Genomic DNA, 15,212 nt, shown 5'->3' on the forward strand with positions numbered 1-15,212 from the left:
ATCAGCGGCGGACGTAGACGCGCACGTAGTAGCGCTTTCCCGAGCGGGTGTAGCGCTTCTTCATGACGTAACGCTTCTTGGAGACGTAGCGCTTCTTCTTGACGACGCGCTTCTTGGTGGTCTTGACGACGCGCTGGACCGGCTTGCGGACGGTCGAGCGGGACGCGGTCGCACCGGCGCGGCGCGAGCAGACCGGCCAGGCGCCGGGGCCCTGGGAGGCCATGACGCGCTCGGCGATGGCGATCTGCTGGGCGCGGGAGGCGCGGTTGGCGGTGGGGGCGTAGGCGCCGCCGCCGTAGCCGAGCCACGTGGAGCGGGTGAACTGCAGGCCGCCGTAGAAGCCGTTGCCGGTGTTGATCGACCAGTTGCCGCCGGACTCGCACGCCGCGATGGCGTCCCAGTTGGTGGCGGCGGAGGCGGTCGACGCGGTGGCCAGGCCGCCGCCCACGGTGAGGGCAGCAGCGGTCAGGCCGACGGTGGCGATGCGCTTGGTGGCGCGCTTCGGGGCAGCGTGACGGGGGGTGAAACGCATGGTGGGGGGAGTTCCTCTCCTGACGACGCCTGTGAAGTGAGCTGTCGGGTTCGGGCGGTCAGGTGCCCGGCCGCTGCTGCGGCTTCACCCCAAGACCCTGCGCACAGGGTCGGATTGGGTCCTCCACGGTCATCCCGCGCCCGGAAGTGGCTCCGGCGGCCGATGCCCACCGGATGACCTTCGGCGTGGTGGGCATGCGCATTCTCAAATTTCGGGGTTATGGAGTTGTGTCCCGAGACGGAGAGGGCCTCTCCGCGATCAGCCGCCCCTGCCCATGGCAGTCGCGGCTGGGAGCAACCTTAAGGGCCGTTATCTTTCTGAGACAAACCTGGGGTGGGCGGTCGGGAGCGTCTCCGCGGCCCGCTCGGTCACGCAGCGGTGATCTCCTGGGCGGATTTGCCCCGTGGCGTCACAGTTGACCGGTCACCCAGCGTAGTGATTGTGGCGTTCCTCACATGTGCCATGCCCGTGCGCGTCCGACCCCACACGAGCACAGCACATTCAGACAGAGCTCGGACACGGTCGGACCTTCCGCGGGCATGCCTCAGGGGGCCGACCCCATCGGGATCGGCCCCCTGCGACGGAGAGCGTCAGCTCAGCTGGCGGGCGCCATCAGCTTGGCCCAGGTGACCGGGCCGGGGTAACCGCTGACGTCCGAGCCGGTCCAGCCGAGGGACTTCTGGAAGGCGGCCACGGCAGCCTTGTCAGCCTCGGTGAAGGTCGGGCCGGGCCCCACCTTGTAGAAGTTGCCGAAACCGTGGGCCTGCAGGCGCTTGCCCAGCAGGGTGACGGCGTCGTCCTTGTGACCCAGGACGAAGGCCGAGGCGCCCGGGTAGCCGACGGTGGAGGCGGCGCGGGTCGACGCGGAGGTCGTCTTGGTGGAGGACTTCTTCGGGGTGGAGACGGTCTTCTCGGTGTAGCGCTTGGTGCCCTGCTCCGAGACCTTGCGCGAGGAGCGCTCGGTGGAGACGGCCTTGCGCTCGGTCGAGCGGGAGGCGCGGACCTCGGCGGTGCCGGAGGCGGCGCCGCCGCTGCCGCGGGTCAGGCCGGCCTTGCGGGAGCAGACGGGCCACGCGCCCGGGCCCTGGCCCTGCAGGACGCGCTTGGCGACCGCGATCTGCTCGGCCTTGGAGGCGTTCTGGGCGGAGCCGGAGCCGCCGTAGGCGCGCCACGTGCTCGGGGTGAACTGCAGGCCACCGGAGTAGCCGTTGCCGGTGTTGATGTTCCAGTTGCCACCGGACTCGCAGGCCGCGACGCGGTCCCAGACGTCGTCGGCGTGGGCGGAGCCCGCGGTGGCGATGCCACCTCCGACGGTCAGGGCCGCAGCGGCGAGGCCGGTGGTGGCCCAGCGAGCGGTACGGGGGGTCTTGATGGCGTGACGAGGTGCGTTGCGCACAGGGTTCCTTTCCTGACGACGCCTGTGAAGTGAGCTGTCGGGTTCGGACGGTCAGGTGTCCGGCCGCTGACGCGGCTTCACCCCAAGACTCGCGAGACGCGAGTCACGAGTGGGTCCTCCACCAGCACCCTGGGACCCGGACGACAGAGGTGGTCCGGCATGCCGCCCGTCGGGTGCTGCTCGGCGCAACGGGCGTGTCCGACAAATGAATTCGGGACTATCAAATTGTTCCCCGAGGCGAGGTGGTACCCCGCGACACGGACGATCCGACCACGTCCAGGACGGGTGGTCGCCGCGTCTACGACCCTAGGCACGATCGGCACCCGATCCCAAACCGAGCCACGCCGCCCCGCACGAATCTCCCCTCGACCGGGGGAACCCTCGCCGTCACCCTGGGCCCGCCCTGGACGGATCGAGGCGGGGTCGAGGCAGGATCGGGGCCAGCTCGAGGCCGGCTCGAGGCCGGCTCAGGCCGCCTCGGCGCCGGCCGCACGCCGCCTCAGAACTGCCAGTCCACCGCCCCGCCGAGCGGCGCCTCCTGCAGCGGCCACCACCCCGGCACGCCATGCCGCAGCAGCGTCCACAGGGCCAGCCCGGCGGCCAGCGCCACCAGCAGCGCGGTAACGACGTCCCTGGTCAGCGGCCCGGGAGTGAGGCCGCGCATCAGCATCCGCGAGCCCCGCCGCAGCGAGATCCCCCCGGCTCCCCACCAGCAGGTCCAGCAGCCCGCGAGCGCGCCGACCGCGAGCGGGATCGAGGCGGTCGGCGGGACGGAGTGGCCGAGCGCCAGCCGCAGCAGCAGGGATGTGGCAAAGCTCACGGCCACCGCGGCGACGAGCCCGAGCAGCCCGCACAGCACGGTGGAGGCGGCCGCCGCCACCAGCTGGAACGGGCTGCGCACCGCCGCCACCGCCACGTCGGTGCTCCGGGCCCCACCCGCTTCGTGGCGTCGGATCACGGTGGCGGTCACCGACCGGTCCACGGTCCGCGCCAGCACCGACCACACCACGCCCACCGCGAGCGCGAGCACCGGCCAGGCCGTCGCGAGCGCCGCGACGACGGCCGTGAGCCCGATCAGCTGCCCGGTGCGGGCCGGCTTGCCGAGCCGAGGATCGACGGCCGGCAGCACCGAGGCCCCCTGCACCGGCGTCTCGTGCACGAAGGCCCCCTGCACGGAGGCTCTCTGCACAGGCGCCCCCTGCACAGACGCCCCCTGCACAGGCGCCCCCTGCACCGGGGCGACCGGCCCGTATGCCGAGCCCCCACCGGCTCCCGCACCCCCGACCTGGGGCGCCGGCCGGAACCCCGCATAGGCCGCCCCGCCACCGACCGCCGGCATGACCCGGGTGCTGCCCGGCCCGGCCGGAGCGCCCCGGGTGGGCGCGGGCGCCTGCCCGGCCCACGGCTCGGCGCGCCCCCCGGCAGGTGAGACGTGCTCCGTCGCCGCCGGGACGTGCTCCGTCGCGGGCGAGACCAGCTGCGTCGCCGCGGACGATCCCACGACCGGGATCAGCTCCGTGCGCCCCGACGCCCCGATCCCCAGACGCGGGGTGTCGCCGCGGGCGGCCTGCTCCAGCGCCTCCACGACCGTGCCCGCCGCGGGCCGCTGCACCGGGTCCGGCGCGAGCGCCGCCGCGAGCAGGGGCCGCAGCCGGGCGTCCACGCCCGCGAGGTCGTGGTGGCCGGCCCGCACCCGGTCGAGGATGACGTCGACCCGGCCGCTGCCGAAGGGGGGTGACCCCGTGGCGGCATACGCCAGGGACGCCGCCCAGCCCCACCAGTCCGTGGACTCGGTGACCCGGCCGCCCTCGAGGACCTCGGGCGAGAGGTATCCGGGCGTCCCCATGACGAGGCCGGTGCTGGTCAGCCTCACGTCGTCGGCCACGTGGGCGATGCCGAAGTCGATGACGACCGGTTCGTCGTCGACGATGAGCACGTTGCCCGGCTTGAGGTCGCGGTGCACCACGCCCGCCGCGTGGATCGCCTGCAGCGCCTCGTAGAGCCCGCGCGCGAAGCGCACCAGCGCGTCGCCGCGGAACGGCCCGTGCACGCGGACGTAGTCGTCCAGCGGCGGCCCCGGGACGTAGCGGGTCACGATGTAGGGCCGCGGCCCGTCGGGGTCGGCGTCGAGCACCGCAGCCACCCGCGGGTGCTGCACCCGCTCCAGCGTCGTCACCTCGCGCGCCAGCCGGGCCCGCGCCTCGGGGTCCCCGGCGATGTGCGACCGCAGCGCCTTGATCGCGACGGCCCGCCCGGCCCGGTCCAGGCCGAGGTAGACGACCCCCATGCCGCCCTCCCCCAGCGTCCCGGCCAGGCGGTAGGGGCCCAGGGTGTCGTAGGCCTGGGGCAGCCCTGCGGGCGGCGTGGTCGACGACGTGCTCATGACGTCCACGGTACGGCGTCGGCCTCGGCGCCCGCTGGGCCCCGGCTCAGCGGGCAGGTGACGATGCGGTCACTACTGGTTGATGTAGCCGACCAGGTGGTCGCGCTCGTCCTGCAGCTGGCTGATCCGGTGCTTGACGACGTCGCCGATGGTGACGATGGCGGTCAGCCGGCCGTCCTCGACCACCGGCACGTGCCGGATCCGCCGCTCGGTCATGGCCCCCGCCAGCTCCTCGATCTCGTCCCCGAGCGAGCAGGTGTGGACCTCGGCCGTCATGATGTGGGTGACCGGCTGCTCGAGGATCTCGGCGCCGGCGCGACCCAGGTGCCGGACGACGTCGCGCTCGCTGACGATGCCGCTCACGGCCTCGCCGTCGTCGCTGACGACCACGGCCCCGATGTTGTGCTCGGCCAGCACCCGCAGGAGCTCGCTCACGGTGGCGTCCGGTCGCAGGGTCACGACGTCAGCGCCCTTGCTCTTGACCACGTCGGAGATCTTCATGTCAGAACGCTAGTCCGTGCGGTCCCGGGCGCGCCACCAGGGGGTCGCTCCCCGGACCGCTGTGCCTACGATGGCAGCGCACCGGGTAGGTGCAGGGGCGGCGTGACCGGCATACGGCCGCCGACCCATCCACGTGACCCGAAGGAGCAGCCCGACCATGGCGGACTCGGCTGGATCGTCCCGACCCTCATCCACCTTCGACTTCGTCATCGCCGCCAACCGGCTGCCCGTCGACCGCGTGGTCGACGAGGACGGCAACGTCAGCTGGCACCGCAGCCCCGGCGGCCTGGTGACGGCCATGGAGTCGGTGATGGCCGACCGCGACGGCGTGTGGGTGGGGTGGTCCGGTGAGGCGGGCGAGGCGCCCGAGCCGTTCGACGAGGCCGGGATGCGGCTGCACCCCGTGCCTCTCTCCGAGGACGAGGTGCAGGCCTACTACGAGGGGTTCAGCAACGACACCCTGTGGCCGGTCTACCACGACGTCATCGTGCCCGCGCAGTTCCACCGCAAGTGGTGGAACGTCTACCGCGAGGTCAACGAGAGGTTCGCCCGGACCCTCGCCGAGGTCGCCGCGGAGGGCGCCACGGTCTGGGTCCACGACTACCAGCTCCAGCTGGTGCCGGCCTTCCTGCGCCAGCTGCGGCCCGACGTGCGGATCGGCTGGTTCGACCACATCCCCTTCCCGCCGGTGGAGCTGTTTGCCCAGATCCCTTGGCGCGCAGCGATCCTCGAGGGACTGCTCGGTGCCGACTTCCTGGGCTTCCAGCGGCCCGGGGACGCCGGCAACTTCCTGCGCGCCTGCCGCCACATCCTCGGGATGACCGTCAAGGGCGACGTCATCCACGTCGGCAAGGTCACCGGCGGCCACGACGTCCGCGCCGCCTGCGTCCCGATCTCCGTCGACTTCCGGTCCATGGACGAGCTGGCCCGGACCCCCTCCGTCCGGGCGCGGGCCCGGGAGATCCGCGCGTCGCTGGGCGACCCGAGCCTGCTGCTGCTCGGCATCGACCGGCTCGACTACACCAAGGGCATCCGGCACCGCCTCAAGGCCTACGAGGAGCTGCTCAAGGACGGCTCGCTCGACGGCGCCGACACCACCTTCATCCAGATCGCGACGCCGAGCCGCGAGCGCATCGACGCCTACATCGACCTGCGCGAGCACGTCGAGGGGGCGGTGGGGCGGATCAACGGCAACTACTCCGCCATCGGCTCCCCCGCCATGGAGTACCTCCACCAGGCCTACGGGCGCGAGGAGCTCGCCGCGCTCTACCTCGCCGCGGACGTCATGGTCGTCACGCCGCTGCGCGACGGCATGAACCTCGTCGCCAAGGAGTACATCGCCTGCCGCCACGACAACGGCGGCGCGCTGCTCCTGAGTGAGTTCACCGGCGCGGCGGAGGAGCTGCGCGAGGCCTTCCTCGTCAACCCGCACGACATCGTCGGTCTCAAGCGGGCCATCCTGGACGCCGCCCACGCCTCGCCGCAGGAGCGCTCACGGCGGATGAAGGCGCTGCGCCGGCGGGTCCGCCGCAACGACGTGCAGCACTGGGCCGGCGCCTTCCTCGACGCCCTCGAGGCCGCCCCCAACAAGCCGGTGCGCCCGGTCCGCAAGCCCACCCGCGACCACACCCACGAGGAGCACTGATGGACGACGCGATCCGGGCCGCGATCGAGGAGCTCGCCTCGAGCCCGACGGTCCTGGTGGCCACGGACTTCGACGGGGTGCTCGCCCCCCTCGTGGAGGACCCGTCGACCTCGCGACCCCTCCCCGGCACGGTCGAGGCGTTGCGCGGCCTGGCCCGTATGCCGCGAACCACCGTGGCCGCCGTCTCCGGGCGGGACCTGGACACCCTGGCCCGGCTCACGGGGATCGGGCCCGACGACGGCGTGGTGCTCGTGGGCAGCCACGGCGCCCAGTCCTCCCGCCCCGAGGCCGGCCTGCACGAGCTGACCGGGCCGCAGCGGCTCGCGCTGGCCTCGCTCGACGAGGGCCTCACCGCGATCGTGGAGCGGCACCCGGGGACCCGGATCGAGCGCAAGCCCGCCGCCGTGGTCCTGCACACCCGCGGCGTCTACGAGCCCGTGGCCGACTCGGCGACCGCCGACACCGTCGCCCTGGCGGCGCAGCACTCCAAGGCCCACGTGATGCCGGGCAAGTGCGTGGTGGAGCTGTCGGTGGTGGACGCCGACAAGGGCTCCGCCGTCACCGACCTCGCGGCGTGGTGCGGCGCGGACGCCGTGTTCTACGCCGGGGACGACGTGACCGACGAGCGCGCCTTCGCCGCCATGGCCGCCGCCGGCCGCGAGCACGACCTGTCCCTCAAGGTCGGGGAGGGCGACACCCGGGCCGGGTGGCGGGTGGACTCCCCGGAGGCCGCAGCAGAGGTGCTGCAGCACCTCGTCGAGCAGCGGCAGCGGCATACGGCCGGCTGACCACCCACGACGTCCCCTCCCCTCCCCTCCCTCCCCACGATCGTGGTCCCTTTTGGCGCCCCACGCACCAAAACCGTCCACGTTGTCGGGAGGGGCCCCACAATCGTGGTCTCTGTTGGCGCTCCACGCACCAAAAGGGACCACGTTGTCGGGAGAGGGGGTCAGCGGGGGGCGGGGGCGGTCGAGGCGCGCACGACCAGCTCGGGCTGGAAGAGGAACTCGGTGCGCGGCACGGGGCTGCCCTCGATCTCGTCCAGCAGCGAGCGCACCGACGCCTCCCCCATCGCGACGACCGCCTGGTGCACCGTCGTCAGCGGCGGGTTGGTGAAGGCCATCAGCGCCGAGTCGTCGTAGCCGATGACCGAGACGTCCTCCGGGACGCGCCGCCCCAGCGCCCGGGCCGCGCGGATCGCCCCGAGCGCCATCAGGTCCGAGCCGCACACGATGGCGGTGCAGCCCTTGCCGATGAGGCGGGTGGCCGCCGACGCCCCGCCCTCGACGCTGAACAACGTGGTCTCGACCAGGCCGTCCACGTCGGTGCGGCCGAGCAGCCGCTCCATCCCGGCGCGGTAGCCCTCGATCTTGCGGATGACCGGCACGTAGCGGTCCGGCCCGACCGCCAGCCCGATCTCGGTGTGGCCCAGCTGCACGAGGTGGGTCAGTGACAGGTCCATCGACGCGACGTCGTCGTTGGACAGGAAGGACGCGTCGATGCCCGGGTAGTAGCCGTTGACGAGCACCAGCGGGAGGCCGCCCTCCCGCAGCCGCAGGTAACGGTCCGGGCTGGTGGTGGTGTCGGCGTGCTGCCCGCTGACGACGATGATCCCCGCGACCCCCCGGTCGAGCAGCATCTCGGTGTAGTCGTCCTCGTGCATCCCGCCGGGGGTCTGCGTGCACAGCACCGCCGTGTAGCCGTGCTGCGCCAGCGCGGTCTCGATGATCTGCGCGAGGATCGGGAAGATCGGGTTGTCGAGCTCGGGGACGATGAGCCCCACCAGCCCGGCGGTCTTGCGGCGCAGCTGGAAGGGGCGCTCGTAACCGAGGACGTCCAGCGCGGTGAGCACCGCCTGGCGGGTCGACTCGGCGACGTTGGGCTTGTCGTTCAGCACACGGCTCACGGTCGCCTCGCTCACCTTGGCGTGAGCGGCGATGTCCACGAGACGTGGCGGACGCATGGCTGTCTCCTCGAGCGTTGCGGTGACCGCGGGCGGGGGCCTGGAGGGGGAGGTCGCCCCCCGCCCGCGGAGCTGGTTACTTGACCGACCCCTGGGTGAGGCCGCCGACGAGCTGCTTCTGGAAGGCCAGGTAGAGCAGCATCACCGGCAGCGAGCACAGCAGGGATCCGGCCGCGAAGAAGCCGAACCGCTCGTTGGCGTCACGACCCTTGGACAGCGACCACAGCCCCACCCCGAGGGTCTGCTGGTCGACATCCTTCAGGAAGACGCTGGCCAGCATGAACTCTCCGAAGAGGCCGACGAAGGACAGCATGAAGACCGTCACCAGGATCGGGCCGACCAGCCGCAGCGTCATCGTGAAGAAGATCCGCGCGTGGCTGGCCCCGTCGACGATGGCGGCCTCGTCCATCTCCTTGGGGATGGTGTCGAAGTAGCCCTTGAGCAGCCACACGTTGGAGCCCATCGCCCCGCCCATGTAGGCGAGGATCAGACCCATCGTCGTGTTGAGCCCGAACGCCGGGACGATGTCCCCCACCTTCGCGAAGGTGATGTACATGGCCACCAGCGCCAGGATCGCGGGGAAGAGCTGCAGCAGCAGCAGCGACAGCAGGCCCACCCGACGCCCCGCGAACCGCAGCCGCGAGAAGGCGTACGCCGCCAGCGCCGCGATGAACATCGACAGCAGCGAGCCGACCAGGCAGATGATCAGGGAGTTCTTATACCAGCTCCAGTAGGGCCGGCCCGGGTCCTGGGCCAGCGCCGCGAAGTTGTCGGTCGAGAACGCCGTGGGCAGCAGCGACGACGTCGCCAGCTGGCCCGAGGGGTTCAGCGCGGCGGAGACCAGGAACATGATGGGGAACAGCGCCCACACCAGGGCGATGATCCCCAGCGCGTGACGCCACCAGTGGCTGCCCTCCTGGGCACCGCCGCTGCGGGGCTTGGTGAGCTGCTGCTGCTCCTCGGGGGCAGGGCCGCCTGCAGGCGCCCGGCGGCGCTGCCGGCCGCGGGAGCGCCGTGGGCGGGATCGATCATCGACATCAGTTGACCTCCTCGAGCGCCTTGGTCGCCCGGAAGCCGGGCAGGCTCATCACCGCGACGAGCGCGAAGATGACGACCGAGACCGCCGCTGCCAGACCGTAGTTGGGAGCCTCACCGGCGAACGCGACCCGGTAGGCGTAGGTGATCAGCAGGTCCGTCGCGCCCATCTGGGAGTTGCCGCTGTTGAACGGCCCGCCCTCGGTGAGCAGGTAGACCAGGGAGAAGTTGTTGAAGTTGAAGCCGTATGACGCGATCAGCAGCGGCCCGACCGCGACGAGCAGCAGCGGCATCGTGATGCGCACCAGGGTCTGGACGCCGTTGGCGCCGTCGATCTTCGCGGCTTCCTTGACGTCCCCGGGGATCGACTGCAGCGCGCCGGTGCACACGAGGAACATGTAGGGGAAGCCCAGCCACAGGTTGGTGATGATGAGCGCCGCGCGGGCCGCCCAGTCGTTGCCCAACCAGTCGACCCCGAGGTGCAGGACCGTGTTGATCAGGCCGTAGTCCTGGTTGAACATGCCCCGCCACAGCAGCGCCGTGACGAACGACGGGATGGCGTAGGGCAGGATCAGCAGCGACCGGTAGAGCCCCTTGAACCGCAGGTTGGGGGTGTTGAAGAGCAGCGCGATCAGCATGCCCAGCAGGAAGGTCAGCACCACGGTCGCCGCCGCGAAGAAGACGTTCCAGACGAAGATGCCGAGGAACTTCCCGCGGATGTTGGGGTCGCTGAAGATCGTCTGGAAGTTCTTGAGCCCGACGTTCTCCTTCCACCCCTGCGAGAACGCCCCCGAGCCGTCGGTCGCGACCCAGCGGCCGTCCTTGGCGACATACGTCTTGTTGGTCTTGGTGTCGGTCAGCTGGTCCTTGCCGGCGTCGTAGATGACCGCCGCCTTGCCGACGAAGGCCTCGGACAGGCCGAGCAGCTTGATCCCGCCGCCGTCCTGGGTGGGGACCGCGAAGGTGCCGAGGTCCTTGCTGCGCGCGTTGACCTCGCGCGGCTTGAGGACCGTGAAGCCCTCAGCGGCGGTGATCTTGCCGACGGAGGACTGGGTGACCTTGCCGGGGTCGAGGTCCTTCAGCTCCTTGGTGGTGCCGTCGTAGACCTTCTTGGTCGTCGGGTCCGCGAGCAGCATGTGCAGCTCCCCGGTGGCGACGTCCGCCCCGCTCGGGACGGCGATCGACGCCTTGTACTTCGGGGCGCCCGGGACCTGCTGCACCGAGTTGGCCACGATCGACTGGACCGACTCCTGCTTGGTGCCGAGGTGGCCGTTGCCGTAGTTGGTGAAGGCCATGGACACGGTGAAGACCATGGGCCAGATCTGCAACCCGATGAGCGCCAGGATCCCCGGGAAGAGGTACTTCATGGGGACGAAGCGTCGGGTCGAGTAGATGAGCAGGATGGCCATCGCCACGAAGGCGACGACCGCGACGGCGAGGGCGTAGCCCTGGGTCGCGAGCTGGGTCGCGAGCCAGAAGCAGACGGCCAGCGCCGCTGCGACGAGCAGCCACTTGATGGCCAGGTACACGGTCTTCATCGACAGGTCCTCGGGGGTGGGGATGCGAGCGGGGTCGGCCCAGCCCGGATCGCTCCGGGCCGGGCCGACGTCAGGTGCTCACGCCGGGGCTCAGCCCTTGGCGATCGCGGCCTGGATCTCCTTGGCGGCGGCGTCGAGCCGGGCCTTGGGCTGGGCGGCGCCGCTGACGATGTCAGCCTCGGCCTGGCCCCACGGGCCCCACACGGCGTTCATGGCCGGGATGTTGGGCATGGGCTTGCCGCCCTGGCCGGCCTCGAACCACGCCTTCATGTCGGGGTTGGAGGCGGAGACCTTGTCATAGGCCTCCTTCAGGGCCGGGGGACGCTGGCCCTCCGCGAAGAGCGCCTCCTGCGCCTCCGAGGTGGTGGCGTAGTTGGTGAGGAACTCCTGGGCGATCTGGGTGTTCTTGGCCTTGGAGGACAGGAAGAACATCTGCACGCCGAGGAAGGGCGTCATCCGGCCCCCGCCCTCGACGGTGGGCAGCGGCGCGATGCCGTAGTTGACGCCGGCCTTCTTGGCGGGCGGGATGCTCCAGGGGCCACCCACCAGGAACGGCGCGGCCTTGGAGCCGAAGAGCTGGTCGACGTTGGTGTCGTCCACGTTGGTGGAGATGACCTTGTCCTTGCCGAGCTTGGCGAGGAGCTCACCGGCCTTGACGGACCCGGCGTTGTTGACGATGACCTCGTCCTTGTTGTAGTCGCCGTTGGCCTTCTGCCCGAAGACGCCACCGCCGAAGGCGGAGAAGAAGGGGTACGCCATGTACGGGTTGCCCTTCTTGCTGACGTTGAGCGCGAGGACCTGCTTGGCCTTGCCGGCCTTGACCAGGTCCTGGCCCTGCTTGACCAGCTCGTCGAGCGTCTTGGGCGGGGTCGGCACCATGTCCTTGTTGTAGACCAGGCCGAGGTTCTCGACGGCGTAGGGGATGCCGTAGTTCTGGCCGTTGAACTTCACGGCCGCGACGGTGGAGGGCTGGAACTTCGCGGCGATCGCGGCGTCCAGCGGGACGGGCGCGACGACGCCGTTCTGGACGAACTCGCCCAGCCAGTCGTGCGCGCCGACGACGATGTCCGGACCCTTGCCGACCTTGGTGGCGTCGCCGAACTGCTGGCGGGTCTCGGTGTCGGGGGTGGTCTGGACGACGACCTTCATGCCCTGGTCGGCCGCGAACTTGTCCGCGATCTTCTTCAGGGCCGGGCCGTGCGTCGAGTCGCACCAGATGACCAGGTCGGCGTTGGCGTCGCGGACGGGGGCGCCGGTGCTGGTCGAGGTGGCGGGGGCGGCGGCCGTCGAGGTGTCGGACGCGGCGGCGCTGGAGGACCCGCTCGAGCCGCTCGAGCCGGCGGACGTCGTGGCGCTCGTGGTCGTCGTGGTGCTGCTGCCGCCACCGCAGGCGGTCATGAGGAGGGCGGCGGCACCCACGACGGCGACCGGCCCAAACGCACGCTTGTGCATGTCATCTCCCTTGATGGTGAACCTCGCGGCTCCGCGAGTCTGCGCAAAATCTTGCAACACCGCGTCCGCGATTGCAAGAAGTTGCATCGATCTCCTCGCCACTGGCGCGTTGAACGATCGCAACGCCCCCGGCGTGACGCGTTTGACCCGGGGCAACGTCCCCAGGGCGTGCAACGTGTTGCATACTTCCTCCCAGCGACAACGACGTCCGCCTCGCACGGCACGGAGTCGCCGCCCGTGGTCTCCCGGCCCCGGGTCACCCTTTACGACGGATCGTCCGGCACGTTCCTGCCGGTGAAGGAAAGGCACCCCATGGCAACGGTCAAGTACGACAACGCCACCCGGCTCTACCCGGGCAACGACAAGCCCAGCGTGGACCGGCTCAACATCGACATCGAGGACGGGGAATTCCTGGTCCTCGTCGGTCCCTCCGGCTGCGGCAAGTCCACCTCCCTGCGCATGCTCGCGGGCCTCGAGGAGGTCAACGGCGGCAAGATCTGGATCGGCGACCGCGACGTCACCAACCTGTCCCCCAAGGACCGCGACGTCGCGATGGTCTTCCAGAACTACGCGCTCTACCCCCACATGAGCGTCGCCGACAACATGGGCTTCGCGCTCAAGATCGCCGGCGTCGACAAGGGCGAGATCCGCAAGCGCGTCGAGGAGGCCGCCAAGATCCTCGACCTGGAGCAGTACCTCGAGCGCAAGCCCAAGGCCCTCTCCGGTGGTCAGCGGCAGCGTGTCGCCATGGGCCGCGCCATCGTCCGCAACCCGCAGGTCTTCCTCATGGACGAGCCGCTGTCCAACCTCGACGCCAAGCTCCGCGTGCAGACCCGCACCCAGATCGCGTCGCTGCAGCGTCGCCTCGGGGTCACCACCGTCTACGTCACCCACGACCAGGTCGAGGCCATGACGATGGGCGACCGCGTCGCGGTGCTCAAGGACGGCATCCTGCAGCAGTGCGACTCCCCGCGCCGGATGTACGACCACCCCGACAACGTCTTCGTCGCCGGATTCATCGGCTCCCCCGCGATGAACATCATGGAGGTGCCGGTCACCGACGGTGGCGTCCGCCTCGGCCACCACACCACGCCGGTGCCGCGCGACGCCCTCAGCGACGCCGGTCGCCGGGTCATCATGGGCGTGCGCCCCGAGGACCTCGAGCTCGCCGACGACGGCCAGGGCCTGCCCGTCACCGTCGACGTCGTGGAGGAGCTGGGCGCCGACGCCTACGTCTACGGCTCCACCGACGACGCCCACGGCTCGGGCCAGATCATCGCCCGCGTCGACGGTCGCCGCCCCCCGATGAAGGGCGAGAGCGTCTTCTTCAAGCCCAAGGCCGACCACATCCACGTGTTCGACGCCGAGAGCGGGCTGCGCCTCAACGACTGAGGTCGAGCAGCGCCGGCGGCGGCCACCCCACTCCGAGCTCGTTCCCCGGGGGGTGGCCGCCGCTGCGTCATACGACCGTCCTGGGATCCCGCGCTGCGCCGCCGGGGTCTGTCACCATGGACGGATGGCGCTCGAGATCACTGCGGCCAACCCGGACCCGGCCCTGCTGGACCTGCCCTGGAGCACGCCGCTGGAGGACTGGCCCGAGTCCCAGCTGGCCGCCCTCCCCCGCGGCATCTCCCGGCACATCGTCCGGTTCGTCCGCGTCCCGGCGGGCGTGATCGCGATCAAGGAGATCAAGGACGAGATCGCCCGGCGGGAGTACCACATGCTCCGCGCCCTCAACCGGCTCGCGATCCCGTGCGTGCGGCCCTACGGCGTGGTGAGCGGGCGGGTGGGGTCCGACGGCGAGCCGCTGGACTCCTGCCTGCTCACGCACCACCTGCACTACTCCCTGCCGTTCCGCGCGTTGTTCAGCCAGACGCTGCGGCCCGACACCGCGACCCGCCTCATCGACGCCCTGGCCGTGCTGCTGGTGCGGCTCCACCTGCAGGGCTTCTGGTGGGGTGACGTGTCGCTGTCCAACACGCTGTTCCGGCGCGACGCGGGGGCGTTCGCGGCCTACGTCGTGGACGCCGAGACCGGTGAGCTGCGCGACCGGCTGTCCGACGGCCAGCGCGAGCACGACCTGGACATCGCCCGGGTCAACATCGCCGGCGAGCTCATGGACCTCGAGGCGGGCGGGCTGCTGCCGGAGGGCAACGACCCGATCGACGTGTCCAACCAGATCATGGAGCGGTACCGCGCGCTGTGGCAGGAGCTGACCGGGCTGGAGACCTTCACCGTCGGGGAGCGCTGGCGGGTGGACGAGCGGATCCGGCGGCTCAACGAGCTGGGCTTCGACGTCGACGAGCTGGCGATCTCCACCGACGTCGACGGCACCACCTTGCGCATCCAGCCCAAGGTCGTCGACGCCGGTCACCACTCGCGCCGGCTGCTGCGCCTCACCGGCCTCGACGTCGAGGAGAACCAGGCCCGCCGGCTGCTCAACGACCTCGACGCCTACCGCGCCGCCACCGACGTGCAGGGCGAGGACGAGGCGATCACCGCCACGCGCTGGCTCAACGAGGTCTACCTGCCGGTGACCCGCGCGATCCCGGACGACCTGCGGGGCAAGCTCGAGCCCGCCGAGCTCTTCCACGAGATCCTCGAGCACCGGTGGTACCTCTCGGAGCGCAGCGGCCACGACACGCCGCTCGGGCAGAGCCTCGCCGACTACATCCTGCGGATCCTGCCGGAGAAGCCGCGCGAGGAGACCGTCGTCGGCGTCGACACCGTCGAGATGCCGATCGTGGCCATGCCCAGCTGATCGCGG

Annotated in this window: 12 protein-coding genes and 2 riboswitches; of the genes, 4 read left to right on the top strand and 8 right to left on the bottom strand. The window is 71.0% G+C overall.

Annotated features, from left to right (window positions below; all coding sequences use genetic code 11):
• Nucleotide 1 precedes the first annotated feature (1 nt).
• The 4 genes from ADJ73_RS17390 to ADJ73_RS01150 all read right to left on the bottom strand — a co-directional run bounded on the left by ADJ73_RS17390 (nucleotide 2) and on the right by ADJ73_RS01150 (nucleotide 4,812).
• Nucleotides 2-532 (bottom strand): transglycosylase family protein, encoded by a 531-nt coding sequence (locus ADJ73_RS17390; protein WP_050346729.1) that lies wholly within the window; start codon nucleotides 530-532, stop codon nucleotides 2-4.
• A gap of 11 nt (nucleotides 533-543) precedes the next feature.
• Nucleotides 544-728: riboswitch (cyclic di-AMP (ydaO/yuaA leader) on the bottom strand.
• Between the two features lie 399 nt (nucleotides 729-1,127).
• Nucleotides 1,128-1,928, bottom strand: a complete 801-nt coding sequence (locus ADJ73_RS01140) for a transglycosylase family protein (protein ID WP_050346730.1) — start codon at nucleotides 1,926-1,928, stop codon at nucleotides 1,128-1,130.
• Nucleotides 1,929-1,932: 4 nt separating this feature from the next.
• Nucleotides 1,933-2,098: riboswitch (cyclic di-AMP (ydaO/yuaA leader) on the bottom strand.
• A gap of 329 nt (nucleotides 2,099-2,427) precedes the next feature.
• Nucleotides 2,428-4,311 (bottom strand): protein kinase domain-containing protein, encoded by a 1,884-nt coding sequence (locus tag ADJ73_RS01145; RefSeq protein WP_050346731.1) that lies wholly within the window; start codon nucleotides 4,309-4,311, stop codon nucleotides 2,428-2,430.
• Nucleotides 4,312-4,383: 72 nt separating this feature from the next.
• Complete coding sequence (locus ADJ73_RS01150) at nucleotides 4,384-4,812, bottom strand: CBS domain-containing protein (RefSeq protein ID WP_050346732.1); 429 nt, start codon at nucleotides 4,810-4,812, stop codon at nucleotides 4,384-4,386.
• Nucleotides 4,813-4,969: 157 nt separating this feature from the next.
• Here ADJ73_RS01150 and ADJ73_RS01155 point away from each other — a divergent pair, with 157 nt between their 5' ends.
• The gene (locus ADJ73_RS01155) at nucleotides 4,970-6,457 is read left to right on the top strand and encodes an alpha,alpha-trehalose-phosphate synthase (UDP-forming) (RefSeq protein ID WP_050346733.1); all 1,488 of its coding nucleotides are present in this window, start codon (nucleotides 4,970-4,972) and stop codon (nucleotides 6,455-6,457) included.
• Nucleotides 6,457-7,245 carry a trehalose-phosphatase gene (otsB, locus tag ADJ73_RS01160; RefSeq protein WP_050346734.1) on the top strand — a complete coding sequence of 263 codons (789 nt, stop codon included), beginning with the start codon at nucleotides 6,457-6,459 and terminating at the stop codon, nucleotides 7,243-7,245. The genes ADJ73_RS01155 and otsB overlap by 1 nt, the downstream gene beginning before the upstream one ends.
• Before the next feature lie 161 nt (nucleotides 7,246-7,406).
• On the opposite strand, the gene ADJ73_RS01165 is transcribed toward otsB, so the two are convergent.
• The 4 genes from ADJ73_RS01165 to ADJ73_RS01180 all read right to left on the bottom strand — a co-directional run bounded on the left by ADJ73_RS01165 (nucleotide 7,407) and on the right by ADJ73_RS01180 (nucleotide 12,445).
• On the bottom strand, nucleotides 7,407-8,420 hold the full coding sequence (locus ADJ73_RS01165; RefSeq protein WP_050346735.1) for a LacI family DNA-binding transcriptional regulator: 1,014 nt from the start codon (nucleotides 8,418-8,420) through the stop codon (nucleotides 7,407-7,409).
• 76 nt (nucleotides 8,421-8,496) lie between these two features.
• Nucleotides 8,497-9,291 carry a sugar ABC transporter permease gene (locus ADJ73_RS01170; RefSeq protein WP_253272630.1) on the bottom strand — a complete coding sequence of 265 codons (795 nt, stop codon included), beginning with the start codon at nucleotides 9,289-9,291 and terminating at the stop codon, nucleotides 8,497-8,499.
• Nucleotides 9,292-9,457: 166 nt separating this feature from the next.
• Nucleotides 9,458-10,993 carry an ABC transporter permease subunit gene (locus ADJ73_RS01175; RefSeq protein ID WP_050346737.1) on the bottom strand — a complete coding sequence of 512 codons (1,536 nt, stop codon included), beginning with the start codon at nucleotides 10,991-10,993 and terminating at the stop codon, nucleotides 9,458-9,460.
• A 90-nt stretch (nucleotides 10,994-11,083) separates the two neighbouring features.
• Nucleotides 11,084-12,445, bottom strand: coding sequence for a sugar ABC transporter substrate-binding protein (locus ADJ73_RS01180; protein ID WP_050346738.1), 1,362 nt, complete (start codon nucleotides 12,443-12,445; stop codon nucleotides 11,084-11,086).
• Nucleotides 12,446-12,757: 312 nt separating this feature from the next.
• Here ADJ73_RS01180 and ADJ73_RS01185 point away from each other — a divergent pair, with 312 nt between their 5' ends.
• Nucleotides 12,758-13,837 carry an ABC transporter ATP-binding protein gene (locus tag ADJ73_RS01185; protein WP_050346739.1) on the top strand — a complete coding sequence of 360 codons (1,080 nt, stop codon included), beginning with the start codon at nucleotides 12,758-12,760 and terminating at the stop codon, nucleotides 13,835-13,837.
• A gap of 124 nt (nucleotides 13,838-13,961) precedes the next feature.
• On the top strand, nucleotides 13,962-15,206 hold the full coding sequence (locus ADJ73_RS01190; RefSeq protein ID WP_050346740.1) for a DUF4032 domain-containing protein: 1,245 nt from the start codon (nucleotides 13,962-13,964) through the stop codon (nucleotides 15,204-15,206).
• Nucleotides 15,207-15,212 lie beyond the last annotated feature (6 nt).

It is taken from the genome of Arsenicicoccus sp. oral taxon 190, assembly GCF_001189535.1.
Taxonomy (GTDB): Bacteria; Actinomycetota; Actinomycetes; order Actinomycetales; family Dermatophilaceae; genus Arsenicicoccus.